The sequence below is a fragment of the Kitasatospora sp. NPDC032150 genome (assembly GCF_055579945.1).
Map to the genome: position 1 here is coordinate 1 of NZ_JBVIMH010000011.1, position 20,211 is coordinate 20,211.

Below are 20,211 nucleotides of genomic sequence, written 5' to 3' on the forward strand. Positions count from 1 at the left end.
ACGATCCGCTCGACGTTCTCGACCTCGTTGTAGGTCGGGATGATCACCAGCACCGGGCCGAGATCGGCGAAGGTGCTCTCCTTGGGGGTCTCCTCGGGGGCGGTCACGTTGTGCCTTTCGAAGCGGCGGGAGTGGCAGCGGGCCGTTACGCGCGCCCTCTTGCGCGCACCAGCAGCGACACCGTCAGCCCGCGCACGTGTCGGACCTCGCTCGGGGTGAACACCGCTCGCAGGGCACCGGCCTGGTCGGCCGGCAGTGCCTGGTACGGGTCGTCGCCAGTGCCGATGGTAACGACCCAGGTACGGCTCACGTCACCGATACAGCGGACCGGAACCGGGCACTCCGCCGGGAACAGGTCGTCTGCCCGTGCCGCGGTCTTCGCGATCAGCAGCGGTCTCGGACGGACGCCGTCCGGCAGGTGGTACGCCACTCCGGCGCCCACCATCATCCACGCCTTCTGCCCGGCCACCGCCACGATCCCGTCCCCGGCCCGGTAGCCGGACGCCACCAGGTGCGCCGCGCCCCGGTAATCGGTCTCGGTCCGCGCGGTCACGTACCGCACCGCCCGCTGCTCCGGCAGCCCGAGCAGTCCGACCACGGCGACCACGGCCAGCGCCGGTGCGGCGGCGAGCCCCGGAGCCGTCCGGAGGCGCGCCGGGGTCCGGGAGGGCGCGGGGAACGGTGCGGCCGCCCCCGTGCGCGAGTTCGTGACCCGCCCGGCACCCTCCGGGGCGCGTGGGGCATCGCGCGACCCGGCGTCCGCGATGGCGCGGGGGCGCTCGCGGGGTTCCGCGCGCCCCCGGAGCGGTGCGTCCTCGCGGAGCGCCGGCGTCCCCGAGAGTGCCACCCGGGCTCCGAGGGCCTGTGCGGCGGCGCGGACCGCCGCGACGCCGCCGCCCGCGAGTGCGGCCCAGGCGGGCAGGGTGAAGAGCAGATAGCGGTCGACGAAGTACGAGGTGCGCCCCTGCGAGACCAACCAGACCCCGAGCACCGGCAGCACGGCCGCTGCCGCCGCCTGGGCCGCCGCCGACCGGTGGCCGCGCCACAACAGGGCGGCCGCCGCCAGCAACAGGAAGGCGTACATCACCCCGAACGAGCCGAGGAACTCCGGCCAGAACATCCGCAGCCGGTACCGGGTCGCGGCGGCGATCCACTCCAGCTGGCGTCCCGACTGCCGCTGCCCCAGCAACATCACGGGCACGGTGGGCAGCAGCGCCGCCAGCACCGCCGGCGGGAACCACCGCAGCGCCCGGGTGTCCCGTCCCGACCGAACGGCCAGGGCCACCACCACGCACTGCCCGGCGAGGCTGCTCAACGAGACCAGGTGGAACACCCCGGCGAGCGCCGTGCACAGCGCGTACCAGGCCCAGCGCGCCGGGCAGGGCCGCTCCAGGGCCCGAAGCAGGCACCAGGTGCCCGCCGCCACGGCGCAGGTGACGAACGCGTACGAGCGGGCCTCCTGCGCGTACGCAGAGACATTGGGGAGGGCCGCCAGCAGCAGTCCGGCGGCCACCGCGGCCACCCGGCTGCCGAACCACCGCAGCGCGGCGAGCGCAGTGAAGGCGGCGGCCGCGGCCATCGCCAGCGCGGAGGGCAGCCGCAGGCTGAGCACCGAGTCGCCGAAGACACCGGTCCAGGTGTGCAGCACCAGATAGTACGCGCCGTTGCTGGCATCGACGTTGCCGAGCATCGCGAACAGCTGCGGCAGCGGCCGGGTCGCCGCGCTCCAGCTGGAGAACTCGTCGCGCCAGAGCTCCGGAGTGGTGATCCGGTAGAGGCCGAGCAGCAGGGTCACCAGGGCGGGCGATAGCCAGACGCTGCGAAGCGCGCGCCAGGGAGAGCTCAAAGGTTCGATGAGCATGGGAAGTTCAGGCGATCTGTGAAGCTGACTTGCAGTCAGTCCGCAAGGCGGGCCCGGCCAGGATACGGGAGCCGGACGGGCCCGCGAGCCGGTGTCAACCGGTGGTGGTGAGGTCGCCCAGGCGGCGGTTGCGGGCGGCCCGGGCGGCGGTCCGGACCGGCTCCGGCTGGGCGGCCAGTTCGCCGAGTGCGTGGGCGATCGCCCGGCCGGCGCGTTCGCAGAACGCGTCCGGCTCCGCCGCGGCGTCCGGGAGTTCGGGCAGCACCTGGTCCACCAGGCCGGCCGCCGCGAGGTCGTGCGCGCCGATGCCCTGGGTCCGGGCCAGTTCAGCCGCGTGCTCGCCGTCCCGGTGGACGATCGCCGAGGCGCCCTCCGGCGGCAGCGGTGCCAGCCAGGCGTGCTGGGCCGCCAGCACCCGGTCGGCGGGCAGCAGTGCGAGCGCGCCGCCGCCCGAGCCCTGGCCGAGCAGCACCGCCAGCACCGGGGTGCGCAGGGCGATCAGCGTGTCCAGGCAGTGGGCGATCTCCATCGCCATGCCGTCGAGTTCGGCCTGGACGGAGAGTTCGGCCCCGGCGGTGTCCACCACCGTGACCAGGGGGAGTCCGAGCTGTTCGGCGAGCCCGGCCGTGCGCCGGACGCACCGCAGATCGGCGGCGGTGAACGGACGCTCGGTGCCGGGAGTCGCCCGCTGCTGGCCGACCACCACGGCCGGCCGGCCCCCGAACTCGGCCAGCGCGCGCACCAGTGCGCCCGCTGCCCGGCCTTCGCGCGGGGTGGGCGCGGTCAGTGGCAGTACGCCCTCGGCGGCCCGCGCGAGCAGCTCCCGCACCCCGGGCCGGCCGGGCTGCCGGGTCAGCCGGACCGACTCCCAGGCGTCGTCCCGCCCGGCCGCCGCGGGCCGATCCGCCGGCGCCCCGTCCGCCCCCGTCCCGCCCCGGCGGTCCAGCATGGCCAGCAACCGCCCGACGAAGGCGGCCAGTTCGTCAGGCGGCACCACCGCGTCCACCAGCCCGCCGGACGCGAGCGTTTCGGTCCGCTGCACCGCCTCCGGCAGCCGGACCCCGCGCAGTTCCTCGTACACCCGGGGCCCGAGGAAGCCCAGCCGCGCCCCGGGCTCGGCCAGCACCGGCTGCCCGAGCGCGCCCCAGGAGGCGAACACCCCACCCATCGTGGGATTGCGCAGATACGTCAAGTACGGCAGCCCGGCGGCCCGGTGGGCCTGGACCGCGGCGGTGATCCGGACCATGCAGAGGAAGGCGGCCGACCCCTCCTGCATCCGGGTGCCGCCGGAGACGGGCAGGGCGAGCAGCGGCAGGCGCTCGGCCGTGGCCCGTTCCACGGCCCGGGTGATCCGCTCGGCAGTGGCGACCCCGATCGAGCCGCCCAGGAAGCCGAACTCCGAGGCCACCACCGCCAGCGGCCGCCCGCCCACCAACAGCCGCCCGGTGGTCACCGACTCGTCCAGCCCCGTCCGCGCCCGGGCCCGGGCCAGCGAGGCGGCGTACCCCTCGTCGGCGGGCGCCGCCGTGATCGGGGCGTCCCAGCACTCGAAACTCCCACGGTCGCCCAGCAGATCGATCAGCTGAGCCGCGGTCAGTCCGCTCCTGATGGTCATAGGTCCCCCGATCCCGGCTCCATCGGCGCCTCAGCGTACCCATTCCACCGCGGCCGCCGGGCCGCACCGGCATCACCCCGAGGTTCACAAAGCGGTCCACAGCTTCGCGAGCGCGGAGGAGGTCCGGCTCTGGAGTCGGTGAGCAGTCCACCGAGGACGTGCTCCCGGCGGCCAAGGCCTCGCCCGAGCGCCTGCTGTTCACCGGTTGCCTCTGAGCCGCCCTCCGCGACCGCCCGCCGCCGACCTCCGGGCCCTCCACGACCGCCCGCCGACGCACCATCTGACGATCACAGCCCGCCAGTCCCACGACATCAGCGCCCGCCCGACCCGCGATCCGGTACCCTGTGGATCGAGCGTCCGGCGGGCGCTGCACTCTGACCCGTGGAAACCCACGGCCGATGAGCCCGCAGCCCCGGCAGCACGGCGCTCGACGCCTTGTCGACAGGCCGACCACGGCTCGGATTCCGAGCTCCGTGCGAGGTCCGGGACGAGCCCCGCCTCAGTAGCTCAGGGGATAGAGCACGGCTCTCCTAAAGCCGGTGTCGCAGGTTCGAATCCTGCCTGGGGCACAGCACGGAAACAGAAAAAGGCCCAGGTCAGAGGGGAAATCCCTCCGACCTGGGCCTCTGTCGTTCTGGACTGCTACTCCTCCTGTGCCCCGTCCGTGCCCGTAGCCCCAGGGGAGTCCTGCTCGCCGAGCGCCTTGCGGGCGGCCTCGCCCATCTTGTCGGTGATGACCCGGTCGCGGTCGCTGGTCATGTGCTGGTAGATCAGCGCGGCCCGCGCGGTGCTGTGGCCCATCCTCGTCATCAGCTCGCGCGTGCTCGCGCCGTTCTGCGAGGCGAGGGTGTTCCCCGTGTGCCGAAGACCATGGAAATGGACGTCGCCGCTGACACCGGCCTTGGCCTTGGCCTTCACCCAGGAGTTGGCGTACGCACTCGACCTGCCGTCCGGCTCGGCGGCCGCGCGGGCGGTCGCACCCCCGGCCGGGCGGGCGCCCGTCGGGGGGCGTCATGACGTGCGGGGCGGCGGGGTGCTGAGTCGGCGGGGGCCGAGGCAAGCCGGGGATGCCCAACGGCCCGCCGCTCCCTGCGCGGGGGAGCGACAGGCCGTCGATCGGGGCAGGGCCTGTTAATGCGTTGCTGCGTTGCCGTGCGTTAGCCGGGGTCCGGTGTGAGTCGAGCGGCCGGGCGCCCGGACGGCGGGCCCGCCGGCGGTGGATCGCCGGCGGTGGATCGTAGGCGGTGGATCGTAGGGAGGGTCAGAGGGCGGGCGCGGGAGAGGCGGGCGCGGGGACGGCCATGGTCGGCTGTACGGGCGGGATCGGCTCCGGGTTCGGCTCCAACTCGGCGCGTCCGGCCGCGTCGGAGAGTTTGATCAGTATGGCGGTCAGCAGCCAGTTGGCGGTCAGCGACGAGCCGCCGGAGGCGAGGAACGGAAGCGCCTTGCCGGTCAGCGGGACCAGGCCGGTCACGCCGCCGACCACCACGAAGACCTGGAGCGCCACGGCTGCCGAGAGGCCGGTGGCGAGCAGCTTGCCGAAGGGGTCGGTGAGTGCGACGGCGGTCCGCAGGCCGCGTTGGACGAAGAGCGTGTAGATCAGCAGGAAGGCGGTGACTCCGGCGAGTCCGAGTTCCTCGCCGATGGTGGTGAAGATGAAGTCGCTGCGTCCGGCGAAGCCGATCAGGTAGGGCCGTCCCTGGCCGAGGCCGGTGCCCAGTAGGTGTCCCGTGCCGAAGCTGAACATGGCCTGGGCGGGTTGGTCTGAGATCAGTGCCGGGTTGTGGACGGGTTTGTAGATGTCCAGCGGGTGCAGCCAGGCCTCCACGCGGCCGTGCACGTGCGGTTCGATCGTGCCGACCACGGCGGCGCCGCCGACGGCCATCAGCAGGCCGAGCACCACCCAGCCGGTCCGTTCGGTGGCCACGTAGAGCATCACGACGAAGATGCCGAAGAAGATCAGCGAGGTGCCGAGGTCGCGTTCGAAGATCAGCACCAGCAGGCTGGCCACCCAGATGGCGAGCACCGGGCCGACGTTGCGGCCGCGAGGCAGGTTCATGCCCCAGACCTTCCGCCCGGTCAGCGCCAGCGCGTCGCGGTTGGCCATCAGGTAGCCGGCGAAGAAGACGGTGATGGCGACCTTGACGAACTCGTCCGGCTCGAGCTGGATCCCGGGGAGCTTGATCCAGCGCTTGGCACCGAAGTCCTCCGGGCTGGATGGGAAGAAGGCCGGTGCGGCCAGCAGGGTCATCGAACCGGCCATGAGCAGGTAGACGTAGCGCTGGAAGAACCGGTGGTGCTTGATCACGATGATCACGGCAGCCGCGACCAGCGAGGCGATCCACGCCCACATCACCTGGTTCGGCGCCGCCGGCAGCTTCTGGAAGTCGCCCTTGGCGGCGTGGAAGAGCGCGTAGGACTGGTCGAGCCGGTTGAGCAGCACCAGTCCGAAGCCGGTCAGGAAGACGGCCAGCGGCAGGATCAGCGGGTCCGCGTACGGGGCGAACCGCCGGACCGCCATGTGCAGCCCCAGGGCCAGCAGCGGCAGGCTGAGGCCGTAGACCAGCAGGCCCTTGGGCAGCGCGTGGTTCATCGCCTCGTTGGCGGTCACATAGCCCGCGAGGCAGACCAGGACCGCCGCAGCCAGCATGAAGAGTTCGAGGTTGCGGCGGCGGGTGGCCAGCCTGCGCCCGGAGCTTCGCGGGCTCTCTGTCACGGATTCCCCACCTCGGCGGCTTCGACAGTGATGTAGTAGACGAGGAATCCTCGCACGAGAGTGACGTCGGTGGGAGCGCAGGGGGTTCCGGACCCAGCTCCGGTGATCGTCCGGGCGTCGGTCATCATGTCCGAGGAGCCGCAAGCGCCGCAGCACGGCGACCGGCCGCGCGACGGCCGGCTGCCCTGCACCGACCGGCTGCCCACACCAGCCGGAACAGGAGAACCACCGGATGCCGACCGCAGCACTCGCCCTCGGGCACGACGGCCCGCCACCCTGGCACTGGGCCGACCTGGCCACCAACTGGACCGTAGAGCCCGTCGTCCTGGCCCTCGCCGTACTGCTCGCGAGTGCCTACCTGCTGGGCGTACGGGCGTTCCACCGCGGCGGTGGGAGCGGCGGCGTCAGTGGGAGCGAAGGCGGGAGCGGCAGCGGAAACGGTGGTGCGAGCGGTGGTGGGGGCAGCGCCGCGCGGTGGCCGCTGTACCGCACGGCCGCGTTCCTCGGCGGGCTGCTGGCCTGGGTCTGGGTGACCTGCTCGGGCCTCGGGGTGTACGAGCGGATCCTGTTCACCGACCGGGCCGTCCAGGTCGTGCTGCTGCTGATGCTGGTGCCGTTCCTGCTGGTCCTCGGTGCTCCGGTCTCGCTGCTGGTCGAGACCGCGTCCGAGGCCCGCCGCGAGCGGATCATGCGAGCGCTCCGCAGCCGCCCCTCCCGGGTGCTGATGTTCCCCGCGGTGTCCACGGTGCTGCTGATGGCGCCGCCGTGGCTGCTCTACTTCACGCCCTGGTACGAGAAGACCCTCACCAGCGGTGCCTGGAACATCGGCCTGCATCTCTCACTGGTCGTCCTCGGTCTGCTGTACTACTGGCCGCGACTGCAGCTCGACCCGGTCGCGCACGAGTACCCGCTGCTGGTCAGCCTGGTCATCACCTTCGCCGAGGTGATCTTCGACGCGGGTCTCGCCCTGATCCTCATCTACGGCCACCACCTGATCGCCGAGCCCTACTACGCCGGCCTCGGCCGCACCTGGGGACCGACCCTGCTGCAGGACCAGACCTGGGGCGGCAACGTGATCTGGGTGCTGGGCGACCTGATCGGCCTGCCCTTCCTCTGTGCGCTGATCCGCCGCATGATCGTGACCGGCCGGGCCGAGACGGCGGCGGTGGACGCCGCACTGGACGCCGAGTACGAGGCGCAGATGGCCGAGCGGCGGGCGGCGAAGGCGGCCGAGGGGGAGGCGGCCGAAGCGGAGGCAGCTGCGGCGGACACGGCCACGGGGGAGACGGCTGCGGGAGAGGCGGTGCCCGTCGCCGCGCGAGCCGCCGTCGAGGAGGACGAGTCGGAGGGCACTCGTCCGTGGTGGCTGGACGACCCCAATCTGAAGCACCGTTTCGGAGGCGCCGGGCACTGAGCCGTTCCCGGTTGGGCGCTTCCCGGGGCCCGGGAGTTCGCCCGGCCGCCGGTCAGTCCCCCTTGGCCGCGGGTTCGGCTCGCCGCCCGGTGGTGGGTTCCGCCGGTGGTTTCCCCGCCCCCGGTTCGCGGTGGCGGCGGCTGTGCCGGGCGACCCGCACCCGGTTGCCGCAGGCGCTGGTGCACCACTCGCGGCGGGCGTGGCTCTTGACGAAGTACAGGATGCAGTCGGGAGCCGGGCATGCCCGCACCTGTCCGGTCGACGGCCCGGTGAACAGGGCGACGGCCGCCGCCGCGACCTCACCGAGCGCGACCAGGTGCAGATCGGGCTCGGTCCAGCGCGGTATCCGGACGCCGGGACGGTCCGGGTCCAGCTCCAGCCAGCCGGTCGAGAGCCGGGCGGCGGCATTGACGGCGGCCACCGTGCCGGGCGGCGGAGTCGTACCGGAGACCGTCGCGGCGGCCAGGTCGCGCAGCGCGGCGCGCAGCTCGCGGTAGCGGTCGAGGTGGAACCGGGTGGCCGGGACGCCCCCGTCGAGCAGCGGACGCAACGGCTCGCCGAAGTCGGCCGACCGGGTCCGCAGCCAGTGGTCCAGATCGGCGGGTTCCCGCAGGGCGTCCACCAGGGCGCCGCGGGCGCCGCCCTGGATGAACGTGGTGTTCACCAGGTCGAGCGCGAGGGACTCGCCGGTGAGGGGCAGGTCGTCGACCGCCGGTGCCGTGGGACTGCTCATGGCTCCATCATGCCCGGCCGCCAGCCCCTCCCACGCCAGGCGTTGCTAACGCGAAATATTCCTGTCTCCTATTAGCGTTCTTCGAACCTGACCGTCCCTCCCCGGGACGCGCCGGCCGATTCTGGGGTCCCCGGTGCCTGCCGCGCCCGCATAGGCCAGGCTTGGGGGCGGCCGGTCTCTCCGGAGCCGGCTGTCCGGACGAACACGGACACGGTCACCAACCGAATCGAAGGCGAAAATGACCAACCACTTTGATGTCGTTGTCCTCGGTGCCGGCCCGGGCGGGTACGTCGCTGCCATCCGCAGCGCGCAGCTCGGCCTGAGCGTCGGCATCGTGGAGGAGCGCTACTGGGGCGGGGTCTGCCTCAACGTCGGGTGCATCCCCTCCAAGGCGCTGCTGCGGAACGCCGAGCTCGCGCACATCCTGACGCACGAGACGAAGACCTACGGCATCCAGGTCGAGGGTCGGATCAGCTTCGACTACAAGGAAGCCTTCCAGCGCAGCCGCCAGGTCGCCGACGGCCGGGTCAAGGGCGTCCACTACCTGATGAAGAAGAACAAGATCACCCAGTTCGAGGGCCGGGGTCACTTCACGGATGCCAACACCCTCCAGGTGACCGGTGTCGACGGCTCCGTGCAGACCGTCACCTTCGATCACTGCATCCTGGCCACCGGCGCCACCCCGAGGCTGCTGCCCGGCACCTCGCTGAGCCCGCGCGTGGTGACGTACGAGGAGCAGATCCTGGCCGACCAGCTGCCGGCGAGCATCATCATCGCGGGTGCCGGCGCGATCGGCGTCGAGTTCGCGTACGTGATGCACAACTACGGCGTGAAGGTCACCATCGTCGAGTTCCTGGACCGGATGGCCCCGCTGGAGGACGCCGAGGTCTCGGCCGAGCTGTTCAAGCGCTACAAGCGCCTGGGGATCGAGGTGCTGACCTCCACCCGGGTCGACGCGATCGACGACTCCGGTGAGAAGGTCAAGGTCACCGTCACCGCGGGCGGCGAGCAGCGCGTGCTGGAGGCCGACAAGGTCCTGCAGGCGATCGGCTTCGCTCCCCGGGTCACCGGCTACGGCCTGGAGAACACCGGTGTCCGCCTGACCGAGCGTGGCGCGGTCGAGGTGGACGGCCGCTGCCGCACCTCGGCGCCGCACATCTTCGCCATCGGCGACGTGACCGCCAAGCTGATGCTGGCCCACGCCGCCGAGTCGATGGGCGTCATCGCCGCCGAGACCATCGCGGGCGCCGAGACCATGGAACTCGACTACGTGATGATCCCCCGCGCCACCTACTGCCAGCCGCAGATCGCCAGCTTCGGCTGGACCGAGGAGCAGGCCCGCAGCCAGGGCTTCGACGTCAAGGTCGCGAAGTTCCCGTTCATGGCCAACGGCAAGGCCCACGGCCTCGGGGACACGGTCGGCTTCGTCAAGATCATCAGTGACGCCAAGTACGGTGAGCTGCTCGGCGCCCACATGATCGGCCCCGAGGTCACCGAGCTGCTGCCCGAGCTGACCCTGGCCCAGCAGTGGGACCTCACCGTCACCGAGATCGCCCGCAACGTACACGCCCACCCGACGCTGGGTGAGGCCGTCAAGGAGGCGATCCACGGCCTGGCCGGGCACATGATCAATATGTAGTCGCCGCGCCGCCCCCCGCCCGCCGTTCTGCCGGGGGCGCCGAGACCGTCGACTCGGCGCTCCCGGCCGGATCGCCAGCCTCGAAGCCTGTCCGCCACGGCCCCCCGCACCCTCGGGTGCTGCGAGGCGGGCGGAGCCCGGGAATTGACCACCACTCACATTCGTTGATCCACAGGTCAGTTCCCGAGCGAGATGATGACGCGATGAGCGAGAGCACCGAACGGCCCGGCCGTCTGCTGGCGGTCTCCGACCTGCACGTCCACCATGCGGAGAACCGCCGCATCCTGGCGGAGGAGCTCCTCGCGACCTCGCCCGAGGACTGGCTGATCGTGGCCGGGGACGTCAGCGAGACCGTCAGCCAGATCGAGTGGGCGCTCGGCCTGCTCAAGGAGCGTTTCGCCCGGGTGATCTGGGCCCCCGGAAACCACGAGCTGTGGACGCCGCCGACGGACCCGGTGCAGCTGCGCGGCGAGGCACGCTACCGGCACCTGGTGGAGATCTGCCGCCGCCTCGGCGTGCTGACGCCGGAGGACCCGTACGCCGTCTGGCGCGGCCAGGGCGGTCCGGTGGCCGTCGCGCCGCTCTTCCTGCTCTACGACTACTCGTTCCGCGAGCCGGGCCTGAGTCGCAAGGAGGCGATGGAGCGGGCCTACGAGTCGGGCGTGGTGTGCTCGGACGAGTTCATGCTGCACCCGGAGCCCTACCCGGACGCCGCCACCTGGTGCGAGGCGCGTCTGTCCTGGACGGGGCAGCGGCTCGCCGCCGTCGACCCAGGGCTGCCGACCGTGCTGGTCAACCACTTCCCGTTGGTCCGCGAGGACACCGCGATCCTGCGCTATCCGCAGTTCGCCCAGTGGTGCGGCACCGACCGGACGGCCGACTGGCACCGCCGGTTCCGGGCCGCCGCGGTGGTCTACGGCCACCTCCACATCCCCCGGACGACGGTCCACGACGGTGTCCGCTTCGAGGAGGTCTCGATCGGCTACCCGAGGGAGTACCGCCGCCGTGGCTTCCCCCGCGGGCTGCTGCGTGAGGTGCTGCCCGGGGCGGGGAGCGTCTGACCGCTACGGCCGGAGGGGACCGGCACCATCCGGGGAGACCGCCCCGCCCGGCGGGCGGGTGCGGGCTACCGCCGGTGCTTGCCGCTGTTGGCGGGCGTCGGCTCCGGGTACGGGATCCGCAGCTTCCGGGCCAGCGGGGCAACGGCGCCCGCGGCGCCGAGCGGCTTGGCGAGCACCAGGACGGAGACCAGGACCGCCGGTGCGCCGGCGCCCAGTGCCGCGAAGTTGCCCACGATGCCGTGGCCGAGCGCACCACCCACCTGACCGGCGATCCAGTGGGCCGCCAGGGCGCCGGGGGCACAGGCGAGCACCAGGCCCAGGTGCAGGGTGGTCACCCGGGCACCGTCCAGGCCGCTGCGGATCCGGCCGCGCCGCCCGCCGCCGATCTCGAGCGTGGCGTCGGCGGATACGGCGGTCGCCCCCTCCCGGCGGAGCCGCTTGCCCAGCGCCCGACCGGTGATGATCACGCCGAACGTGGTGGCCAGTGTCTGGGCGAAGGCCATTCCGACGATGATCCAGCGCACCGGCAGGGTGTAGTACGCGACGGCAGAGAAGGCGACGTTGCTGCCCGCGATCGCCGTGGTCAGCCAGAACGGGGTCCGGGCGTCGCTCATCGCGTAGAACCCGCGCGCCAGTGCGTACTGGGCGCAGAAGGCCGGCAGGCCGATCGCGAAGGCGATCAGCACCTGGGCCATGACATCGACGTCTGCAGGCTGGATCTGGTTGCCGTGCCCGTACGCGAGGCCGATGATCGGGTTGGCCATCGAGAGGAAGACCGCCATGGCCGGGATGATCATTCCGGCCGAGCTGCGCAGTGTCTGGGCCAGCTCCCGGCCGACGTCCTCGAACCGGCCCGAGCTCACCGCACGGGACAGGGTGGGCAAGATCGCCGTCACCATGGAGACCGTGATGATGCCCTGCGGCACCACGAAGAGCAGGTACGCGTTGTTGTACGGGGTGTAGCCCAGCCCCTCCTTCAGGTGCAGGTTGTAGGCCTGCGTGCCGGCGCCGGTCGCCATGTTGGTGATCGCGTTGAAGGACAGCTGGGTCACCACGACCAGCAGCAGTGCCCAGCCGGCGGCCCGCAGCGGGGTGGTGAGACCGGCGCCCTTCCAGTCGAAGCGCGGCCGGAAGCGGAATCCCGAGGCGCGCAGCGAGGGCAGTACGGAGAGCGCCTGCACCAGGATTCCGAACGCCGTGCCCGCACCCAGGAGCATGGTGGCGCCGCTGCTCATCTGGTCGGCGGACTCCGCGTGCTTGCAGACCCCGATGTAGAGGCTGAAGACGCCGATCACCACGACGTTGTTCATCACCGGCGCCCAGGTCATCGCGCCGAAGCGGTCACGTGCGTTGAGCACCTGGCTGAGCAGGCCGAAGACGCCGTAGAAGAGGATGGCCGGCAGGCAGTACTGGGCCAGCGCGATGGTCAGGTCCCGCTGGACGTGGTCCTTGGGGGTGTAGTTCGTGTAGGAGTCCACGATCTGCGGCGCGAACAGCCAGGCAACCAGGGTGATGGCGATCAGTGCCACACCGCAGGCCGTCAGCAGGCGGTTGGTGTAGGCGACGCCGCGGTCCTTGTGGGTCTGCGCGGCCCGGACCAGCTCGGGGACGAAGACCGAGTTGAGCACACCGCCGATCAGCATCATGTAGACGGTGGTCGGCAGCAGTGTCGCCACGGCGTAGCCGTCAGCGAGCTGCTTGGTGCCCAGCGCGGCGGCGATCACGCCGGCCCGTACGAAGCCCAGCGCGCGCGAGGTGAGCGAGCCCAGGGCCATGATCAGCCCGTTGCGGGCGGCGGAGGACTCCTTGCCCTCCGGCGCCTTCTCGGCCTCCGCCGGGGGCTGCTCCACCGGTTGGCGCGGCGGCGGCAGCTGGGTGCCCAGCTGCATGGTCGGCTGTGAGCCGTGCTGCTGCTGGGACACGGGTGGCAGGTACTGCTCGGGCGACATGAACTGCTCGTCAGTGATCTGACGCAGCGGCATGGTGGGCGGGTCGCCGTACGAGCCGGAGGGCTCGCCCGTCGTGTGCATGGTCATCGGACCCCCGTCACTCGGTGCCTGGGCAGTGCGCGGTCACGGGGCTTCCGCAGACCGCTGTCCGGCGGTCCCTTGGTGTACGGAGCCGGTACTGCCTCGTACGACCGGCTCGGTCCGCGCCGTCGTGCTTGGTTCCCCCGGGCTGGGCGCGGGTGCACCCAGCCGGAGAAGTCTGCCTTAACTCGGCACCCGATGGGGAGCGGTGTGCCGCGCGCCCGAGATCTCCCAGTGGCACTGATTGGCCCGCATTCCGGACGAACCCGGTGGAAGTCGGTCCCTAATGACCGGATTTGCAGTGGTATTTCCCGGCTCTGATGCGGGGGACTTCGGCGGGCGCGGCACTCTACCGATTCCTCCCCGACGGTCACCCCAATGAGATGTGACCTTTCTCACTGGCCGTCAGGGGTGGCGGCGGATCCACTTTCGCGATGGGTTCCAGCCCCCGCTCCGGAGGCCAGGACGCGCTGCACCCTCGGTCTGGTTCGCCAGTCGACCCGGCGCACGTCCCGGCTCAGTGCGCGGGGCCGCCACAGTTCGACCGCGACCGTCACCCCTCCGACCACCAGGCCCGCCGTCAGCCATCCGGCCAGGACGTCGCTGGGCCAGTGCACGCCGAGGGCGATCCTGGTCCAGCCGATGGTCAGGACGGCGAGTGCCGCGATGGTGCAGGCGACCGCCCGCCCGGCCCGGCTGGCGTGCGGCCAGACCAGGATCACCAGGGCGGCGGCGGTGATCGCCGAGGCCATCGCGTGCCCGGAGGGGAAGGCGGCATCCGAGGCGGACGAGACCGGGTCGGCGAAGTGCGGCCGGGTGCGGCCGACCAGCGCCTTGCCGCCCCAGTTGGCCAGCCAGCCGAGCAGGATCTGGGCCGCCGCCCACCCGGCCAGCATCCGCGCGCCGATCGCCCAGAGCCAGGCCGCCGTCACGCCCAGCAGGGTGCGGGTGACGGTCGGGCCGCCGAGGTCGGAGACCATCTGCATGGACGCCGCCCAGGCGGTGTGGTCGCGGGCGTAGCCGTGCAGCGAATCCACCCAGTCGCGATCCAGTCGGGCCAGCGGGCCCCAGTGGTTCTCCACCAGGGCCAGGAGCACCCCCAGAAGGGCGGCGCAGCCGAGAGTCAACGCCGCGGACTCGATCAATCGGCCATGGCGGCGCCGTGCGGTGGCGGCGGTGGCGCCGTCGATGGACAGGTGCATGGCTGACACCTTCCCAGGGGCCGAGGTGACTCCGCACCGTACCGATAGCAATTTTGCATCTTTTGTGAGGAGAAGCTGCGGATGTCGGATCTCGTTCGTTGATCCGGTGGACGGGGTGATTGTCGACACCGTCCGCACCTGCTCGGTCGCACAATGTGCGCGATCATGGGCCAAATTGCGCAGGATACTGCATCGCGCGAAGAATCTGGGTTAGTTGGGAATGTTGTCCGAAATCTGTGCGTTGGATCGTTACGTGTGAGCCTTCAGAGGCCCGCATCTCTTTGCCTTCATCTCTCTGCCTCCTCTCTTCGGCCCTGGCTCGCCCCGTCGGGGGTGAAGACCAAGGCAGACCGGCACCAGCAGCAAGGGAGCAAGCATGGCCACTCGTGCCGTCGTTCGCGGCAGTGCCGACCACCCTCGTTCGGCTCGCCCGAACAACCTTGAGGCCGACCGCGACCTTGTCGGCATGTACCTCGACGAGATCGCCCGGACACCTCTGCTCGATGCCGCCGAGGAGGTCGAGCTCTCGCTGCGCATCGAGGCGGGTGTCTACGCCCAGCACCTGCTGGACGAGGACGCCGTTCCCGAGAGCACCACGCGCAAGGAGCTGGAGGCGATAGCCGACGACGCCGAGCGCGCGAAGGACGTCTTCATCCGCTCGAACCTCCGCCTGGTGGTCGCGGTCGCCCGGCGGTACCCCCGCAGCGGCCTGCCCCTGCTCGACCTGATCCAGGAGGGCAACGCCGGCCTGGTCCGAGCGGTCGAGAAGTTCGACTACGCGAAGGGGTTCAAGTTCTCCACCTACGCGACCTGGTGGATCCGCCAGGCGATCACCCGCTCGATCGCCGACCAGTCGCGCACCATCCGACTGCCCGTCCATCTGGTCGAGGAACTCGGCCGGATCCGCCGGGTGCAGCGTGAGAAGGCCAAGGAGCTGGGCCGTGAGCCCGAGCCCGCCGAGATCGCGGCCGAACTCGACACCACCGAGGACCGGATCAAGGACGTGCTCGACTGGGCCCGCGACCCGGTCAGCCTCAACATGTCCGTGGACGACGAGGGTGAGACCCAGTTCGGTGACCTGGTCGAGGACACCGGCGCGGTCTCCCCGGAGGACGCCGTGATGGTCATGCTCCGCCGTGAGGAGTTGGACGACCTGATCGGCCGGCTCGACGACCGGACGGCCTCCATCATCCGCTCCCGGTACGGAATGGAGGACGGCCGCGAGCGCACGCTGACGGAGGTGGGCAAGCAGCACGGACTCACCCGGGAGCGAATCCGCCAGATCGAGAAGCACGCGCTCGCCGAGCTGAAGAAGATCGCCGACCACGCGGGCTTCGAGGCAGCCTGACACCCGGTTCTCCCGGAGCCCTGGTCCGGTGCCGGCCGGACCGGGGCCTCGCTGTCCGAGGCCGCTGCTGCCGTGCCGCCTACGCTGGATGCAGTTGACAAGGATCGGAGCAGACATGGCCGAGCAGGAAGAGCCGACCCGGCCGAAGGCGAAGCTGGTCTTCGGCGACCCGCTGGACCGCCAGACGGGGGACGACACCGACCGGGGCTGGGGCGAGCGCCCGGAGTCGGGGGAGAGTGGCGGGCGCGGCCTGGACTGGTACCTGAGCCAGCGGCCGCCGCACCACGGTGGCTGACCGCTGACCGCTGACCGCTGACCGCTGACCGCTGACCGCTGACCGAGGCCCCGCACCGGGGTTGCGCGGATCTCAGCCGCCGGGCGGCGCCGTTCCGGTGCAGTGCGGAGTGGCAGTCGGCCCGGCCGCTGTCGAGGCCGTCGAAGGGGTGGCGGGCGGCGGTGGGCCGGGCCGCAGCGGACCGGCGGTGATCGCCGTGGCGGCGGCCAGCAGCCCCGTCACCAGCAGCCCGGGCCGGTGCCGGACGGCCTGCTGGAGCCGGTGTCGCCCCCCGCCCCGGATCGGCGGGAAGGGCGGAACGGTGCGCCGCGGCGGCACGGCCGAGGGTGTCGTGGCGGTCGTGGTGGCGTTCGGGTGGCAGCGCGGCTGGTTCGCCAGGTACGTCGTCATGCGCATCAGGCTGCGCGCACCGCACCCGCCGCGGAATGCCCCCTCGAATTCCTGTGGAAAACCCGGCCTTGTGGACAACTTCGTTCACCCACAAGGCTGGTGCGGTCATACGAAAGGCCCGGGTTCGGTTCCGAACCCGGGCCTTTCGTGCGGATGCCGCGGACGGCGGTGCCGACGTCAGCTCGCGGTGCTGGTGCTGGTGCTGGTGCTGGTGCTCGCTGCCGGAGCCGGGGAGGCTGCCGGAGCCGACGAGGTGGAGGACGAGGAGCTCACCGAGCTGCTCGAGGAGGACCGGCTGTCGGTGCGGTAGAACCCCGAGCCCTTGAAGACCACGCCGACAGCGGAGAAGACCTTGCGGAGCTTCCCCTGGCAGTCGGGGCACGTGGTCAGCGCCTCGTCGGTGAACTTCTGCACCGCCTCCAGGCCGTTGCCGCACTCGGTGCACTGGTACTGGTACGTGGGCACTTGTCTTCCTCCTGGCACTCTCGCCTGATGAGTGCTAACGACGGTCAATGATGCGGCATTCCGCTGGATCAGTCCAGCGACATCGGGTGTGAGATATCACTGCCCCGGCCCGGTACGGGCCGGGGCAGCGGACGCGTCTCAGCCCTTGGAAGCGCCGGCCAGTTGCACCTTGGCCCCACCCTGCGCCGCAATGCGGCCGGGCCCGGTGGGAGTGTCCAGCAGTCGCCGCAGCGACACCAGCGCGACCAGGCCGATCCCGGCCCCGACGACCGGTACCACGAAGCCGGCCCGGGCACCGTGCGCGTCCACCAGCAGCCCGGCCACGATCGAACCCGCGGCCAGGCCGAGGCCGATCGCACCGGTCAGCCAGGTGAACGCCTCGGTCTTGGCGCCGGCCGAGACCAGCGTCTCAACCAGGGTGTAGCCGCTGATCAAGGTCGGTGCGATGGCCAGACCGCAGCACAGGCCGGCGATCGCCAGCGCGGTCAGGTTGGGCATCGCCCAGAGCGTCGAGCAGCCCAGGACCAGCAGCGTGTAGCTGCCGAGCATCCGCTGCTTGACGGAGCGGCGCCAGGCGATCATGCCGTACAGCACGCCGGCCAGCATGCTGCCGCCCGCGAAGATGCCGTACACCACGCCGTTGAGGCCGGGCTGGCCTTCGGCCCTGGCGAAGGCCGCCACCGTGACGGTCATGGCGCCGAAGACGGAGCCCACGCCCAGGAAGGAGCCCGCCAGCAGCCGGACACCGGGCGAGGCGAGCGCCGAGGCCTGCTCGGCGCCGGGTACGGACAGGTGCGGAGCGGGCGCGGTGCCGCGCTGCGCGGCGAAGGCCAGGCCGCCGATCACGGTCAGCGCGGCCTCGGTGATCAGCGACACCGAGGGCGAGACCAGGGCGGCGATGCCGGTGGCCAGCACCGGTCCGATCGCGAAGGTGAACTCGTCGGTCACGGACTCGAAGGCGAACGCGGTGTTCAGCGTCTTGGGCGAGTCGGAGAGCCTGGTCACCCAGCGGGCCCGGACCATCGCGCCGATCTGCGGCACGCTGGCACCGGCCACGCCTGCGGACACGAAGAGCGTCCAGGTCGGGGCGTGGCCCAGGGCCAGCGCGATCAGCGCGCCCACCGAGACCGCGTGCACCGCGACGGTGGGCAGCAGCACGGCGGCCTGGCCGTAGCGGTCGGAGAGCCGGCCGGTCTGCGGTCCGATCAGCGCCTGGGTCGCGGCGGCGAAGGCCACCACCAGGCCGGCCGTGCCGTACGAGCCGTAGGCGCTCTGGATGAGCAGGACGATGCCCGCGCTGAGCATCGCGTAGGGGAGTCGGGCCGCGAAGGCGGGGACCAGGAAGGTCCAGGCTCCGGGGGTGCGGAGCAGGGTGCCGTAGCCGACGCGGGTGGGAGTGGGCTCTGCGACCGTTCGGCGCGCCGTCACGGTCGGTCCTTCCTGCTGCCTGGTAGCACTCACCGGGCATGGGGCGGCCCGGTAGCGCCGAGAGTTGTCCTCTCGTGCGTTGACCGGGGTAGATACCGGGTCCACGCCGGCCGGGGGAATCGCGGAAGCGGGCCGGCAGAGGAGGGACCACGGCCGCCGAGCGGTCGCGCCAACTCTGCATCAGACAGATGTTGCGGATTTTCGGTGATCGAAACAGGTATGTCGGTCCATAGTACGCATTGCGGACCGGTTCCACGCGATCAATGCATGGTGAACAGCGTGGAAAAGGTAGGAATCTAGCGACCGTGCAGCCAACCGGCAAGCTTTCCGCCCCGGTCTACCGCCCGTAGCCTGCGCTCGGCGGCCTCGCTGACCTCCTCGGTGGTGACCACCAGGAGTTCGTCGCCGCCCCGCAGCACGGTGGTCTTGTCGGGCACGAAGCTGCTGTCGTCCCGGACCACCAGGGTGACCGCGGACCCGGCGGGCAGCCGCAGCTCGCCGACCTCGACGCCGGACATCTTCGACTCCGCGGAGAGCGCGACGGAGAGCAGCCGGCCGTGCAGGTGCTCCAGCGGCGCGGACTCGATGCCCAGGTCCTGGCCCATCGCACCCTCGGAGATCCGCAGGCCGTGGGCGACCAGCGGCAGGGTCGGGCCCTGGACCAGGGTGAAGACCACGACCAGGATGAAGACGATGTTGAAGACCTGCTGCGCCTGCGGCACCTCGGCCACCAGCGGGATGGTCGCCAGCACGATGGGCACCGCCCCGCGCAGTCCGGCCCAGCTCAGCAGGGCCTGCTCGCGCCAGGGCAGCCGGAACGGCGTCAGGGTGGCGAAGACCGAGGCCGGCCTGGCGACGAAGACCAGCACCGCGCCGATCACCAGCGCGGGGACGAACGCCGAGCCCATGGTCTCCGGGGTGCACAGCAGGCCGAGCACCACGAACATGCCTATCTGCCCGATCCAGGCCAGCCCGTCCGCGAATCCCCGGACGGCGGGACCGTGCGGCAGCTTGGCGTTGCCGAGGATCACCGAGGCGGTGTAGACCGCCAGGAAGCCGGAGCCGTGCAGCAGCGAGCCGCCCGCGTAGGCCAGGACGGCCAGCGACATCACGGCGATCGGGTAGAGGCCGGAGGAGGGCAGTGCGACGTGCTTGACCGCGTACGCCCCCAGCTTGCCGACGACCAGGCCGACGACGGCGCCGATGGCCAGCTCGGCGATGATCGTGCCGACCAGTACGTACCAGGAGTCCAGCGGCCCCGTGGTGGCGAAGGCGACCACCAGGATGACCACGGGGGCGTCGTTGAAGCCGGACTCGGCCTCCAGCAGACCGGTCAGCCGGGACGGCAGCGGTACCATCCGCAGCACCGAGAAGACCGCCGCGGCGTCGGTGGAGGAGACGATCGCGCCGAGCAGCAGCGAGACCCGCCAGTCGAATCCGGCCAGCCAGTGCGCGCCGGCCGCGGTGACGAAGACGCTGACCGCCACGCCCAGGGTCGCCAGTACCGAGGCGGCCGGCAGGACCGGCTTTATCGCCTGCCAACTGGTCTTGAGACCGCCCTCGGCGAGGATCACCACCAGGGCCGCGTAGCCGAGGACCTGGGTGAGTTCGGCGTTGTTGAAGGTGACTCCGAGGCCGTTCTGGCCCATGGCGACGCCGATGCCCAGGTAGATCAGCAGACTCGGCAACCCTGATCGGGTCGAGAATCGCACGGCCACCACCGCGAACAGGAGTATCGCGGAGAACTCGAGCAGGAAGCGGTTCAGGTGGTCGACAGTCACGCAGTAGCACCTCGGCACGTCAAGGGGGCGGTCGGGGGGCAGAGAGTGGCCGGAAACGATTGGCTCGCTCGACGACTTGTTACTCAGTCTAACATTTTACCTGATCTTTGATTGTCTGATTCCGCCCATCGAGACCGGATAGGGTCCACCTCGGCCGACCGTGGACGTCCCCAGTGCATGTCCGCCAAGCGAGTCGCCCTAATGTGGTGACCTGTCACGGCCGTCAACGCAAC

At 71.4% G+C, this 20,211-nt stretch carries 15 protein-coding genes, 1 tRNA gene and 1 pseudogene; 6 read left to right on the forward strand and 11 right to left on the reverse strand.

Going from position 1 to position 20,211, the window contains the following annotated elements; all coding sequences use genetic code 11:
* Nucleotides 1-145 precede the first annotated feature (145 nt).
* Together ACZ5ON_RS15075 and ACZ5ON_RS15080 are read right to left on the reverse strand one after the other, a co-directional pair.
* On the reverse strand, nucleotides 146-1,861 hold the full coding sequence (locus tag ACZ5ON_RS15075) for a glycosyltransferase family 39 protein (RefSeq protein ID WP_465591310.1): 1,716 nt from the start codon (nucleotides 1,859-1,861) through the stop codon (nucleotides 146-148).
* Nucleotides 1,862-1,955: 94 nt separating this feature from the next.
* The gene (locus tag ACZ5ON_RS15080; protein ID WP_465591313.1) at nucleotides 1,956-3,476 is read right to left on the reverse strand and encodes a carboxyl transferase domain-containing protein; all 1,521 of its coding nucleotides are present in this window, start codon (nucleotides 3,474-3,476) and stop codon (nucleotides 1,956-1,958) included.
* A 496-nt stretch (nucleotides 3,477-3,972) separates the two neighbouring features.
* On the opposite strand from ACZ5ON_RS15080, the gene ACZ5ON_RS15085 reads away from it, so the two are divergent.
* Nucleotides 3,973-4,045: transfer RNA gene (locus tag ACZ5ON_RS15085), tRNA-Arg, on the forward strand.
* A 73-nt stretch (nucleotides 4,046-4,118) separates the two neighbouring features.
* Here ACZ5ON_RS15085 and ACZ5ON_RS15090 read toward each other — a convergent pair.
* Together ACZ5ON_RS15090 and ACZ5ON_RS15095 are read right to left on the reverse strand one after the other, a co-directional pair.
* A pseudogene (locus ACZ5ON_RS15090) lies at nucleotides 4,119-4,463 on the reverse strand (tyrosine-type recombinase/integrase); the annotation flags it as partial.
* 274 nt (nucleotides 4,464-4,737) lie between these two features.
* Nucleotides 4,738-6,126: an FtsW/RodA/SpoVE family cell cycle protein gene (locus ACZ5ON_RS15095; protein ID WP_465591788.1), complete on the reverse strand. Its 1,389-nt coding sequence runs from the start codon at nucleotides 6,124-6,126 to the stop codon at nucleotides 4,738-4,740.
* A gap of 298 nt (nucleotides 6,127-6,424) precedes the next feature.
* Between ACZ5ON_RS15095 and ACZ5ON_RS15100 the strand changes: the two genes are divergently transcribed.
* Nucleotides 6,425-7,606 carry a cytochrome c oxidase assembly protein gene (locus ACZ5ON_RS15100; protein ID WP_465591316.1) on the forward strand — a complete coding sequence of 394 codons (1,182 nt, stop codon included), beginning with the start codon at nucleotides 6,425-6,427 and terminating at the stop codon, nucleotides 7,604-7,606.
* A 52-nt stretch (nucleotides 7,607-7,658) separates the two neighbouring features.
* Here ACZ5ON_RS15100 and ACZ5ON_RS15105 read toward each other — a convergent pair whose 3' ends face one another.
* Nucleotides 7,659-8,339 carry a CGNR zinc finger domain-containing protein gene (locus tag ACZ5ON_RS15105; protein WP_465591319.1) on the reverse strand — a complete coding sequence of 227 codons (681 nt, stop codon included), beginning with the start codon at nucleotides 8,337-8,339 and terminating at the stop codon, nucleotides 7,659-7,661.
* 238 nt (nucleotides 8,340-8,577) lie between these two features.
* Between ACZ5ON_RS15105 and lpdA the strand changes: the two genes are divergently transcribed.
* Entirely contained in the window at nucleotides 8,578-9,978 is a 1,401-nt protein-coding gene (gene lpdA, locus ACZ5ON_RS15110; protein ID WP_465591322.1) for a dihydrolipoyl dehydrogenase, read from the forward strand.
* Between the two features lie 203 nt (nucleotides 9,979-10,181).
* Nucleotides 10,182-11,039 carry a metallophosphoesterase family protein gene (locus tag ACZ5ON_RS15115; protein WP_465591325.1) on the forward strand — a complete coding sequence of 286 codons (858 nt, stop codon included), beginning with the start codon at nucleotides 10,182-10,184 and terminating at the stop codon, nucleotides 11,037-11,039.
* Between the two features lie 65 nt (nucleotides 11,040-11,104).
* Here the strand turns inward: ACZ5ON_RS15115 and murJ are convergent, their stop codons facing one another.
* Both murJ and ACZ5ON_RS15125 read right to left on the reverse strand, forming a co-directional pair.
* Nucleotides 11,105-13,075 carry a murein biosynthesis integral membrane protein MurJ gene (gene murJ / locus ACZ5ON_RS15120; protein WP_465591328.1) on the reverse strand — a complete coding sequence of 657 codons (1,971 nt, stop codon included), beginning with the start codon at nucleotides 13,073-13,075 and terminating at the stop codon, nucleotides 11,105-11,107.
* A 389-nt stretch (nucleotides 13,076-13,464) separates the two neighbouring features.
* On the reverse strand, nucleotides 13,465-14,271 hold the full coding sequence (locus tag ACZ5ON_RS15125; protein ID WP_465591331.1) for a phosphatase PAP2 family protein: 807 nt from the start codon (nucleotides 14,269-14,271) through the stop codon (nucleotides 13,465-13,467).
* A gap of 376 nt (nucleotides 14,272-14,647) precedes the next feature.
* Here ACZ5ON_RS15125 and ACZ5ON_RS15130 point away from each other — a divergent pair, with 376 nt between their 5' ends.
* Both ACZ5ON_RS15130 and ACZ5ON_RS15135 read left to right on the forward strand, forming a co-directional pair.
* Nucleotides 14,648-15,619 carry a sigma-70 family RNA polymerase sigma factor gene (locus ACZ5ON_RS15130; protein WP_465591335.1) on the forward strand — a complete coding sequence of 324 codons (972 nt, stop codon included), beginning with the start codon at nucleotides 14,648-14,650 and terminating at the stop codon, nucleotides 15,617-15,619.
* A gap of 115 nt (nucleotides 15,620-15,734) precedes the next feature.
* Complete coding sequence (locus ACZ5ON_RS15135; RefSeq protein ID WP_465591338.1) at nucleotides 15,735-15,914, forward strand: hypothetical protein; 180 nt, start codon at nucleotides 15,735-15,737, stop codon at nucleotides 15,912-15,914.
* Between the two features lie 72 nt (nucleotides 15,915-15,986).
* On the opposite strand, the gene ACZ5ON_RS15140 is transcribed toward ACZ5ON_RS15135, so the two are convergent.
* The 4 genes from ACZ5ON_RS15140 to ACZ5ON_RS15155 form a co-directional block, all read right to left on the reverse strand.
* A complete protein-coding gene (locus ACZ5ON_RS15140) occupies nucleotides 15,987-16,304 on the reverse strand; it encodes a hypothetical protein (protein WP_465591341.1) in 318 nt (105 codons plus the stop codon).
* Nucleotides 16,305-16,481: 177 nt separating this feature from the next.
* Entirely contained in the window at nucleotides 16,482-16,769 is a 288-nt protein-coding gene (locus ACZ5ON_RS15145; RefSeq protein ID WP_465591344.1) for an FmdB family zinc ribbon protein, read from the reverse strand.
* A gap of 138 nt (nucleotides 16,770-16,907) precedes the next feature.
* Complete coding sequence (locus ACZ5ON_RS15150) at nucleotides 16,908-18,197, reverse strand: MFS transporter (protein WP_465591347.1); 1,290 nt, start codon at nucleotides 18,195-18,197, stop codon at nucleotides 16,908-16,910.
* Nucleotides 18,198-18,493: 296 nt separating this feature from the next.
* The gene (locus tag ACZ5ON_RS15155; protein WP_465591350.1) at nucleotides 18,494-19,978 is read right to left on the reverse strand and encodes a potassium/proton antiporter; all 1,485 of its coding nucleotides are present in this window, start codon (nucleotides 19,976-19,978) and stop codon (nucleotides 18,494-18,496) included.
* Between the last annotated feature and the right edge of the window lie 233 nt (nucleotides 19,979-20,211).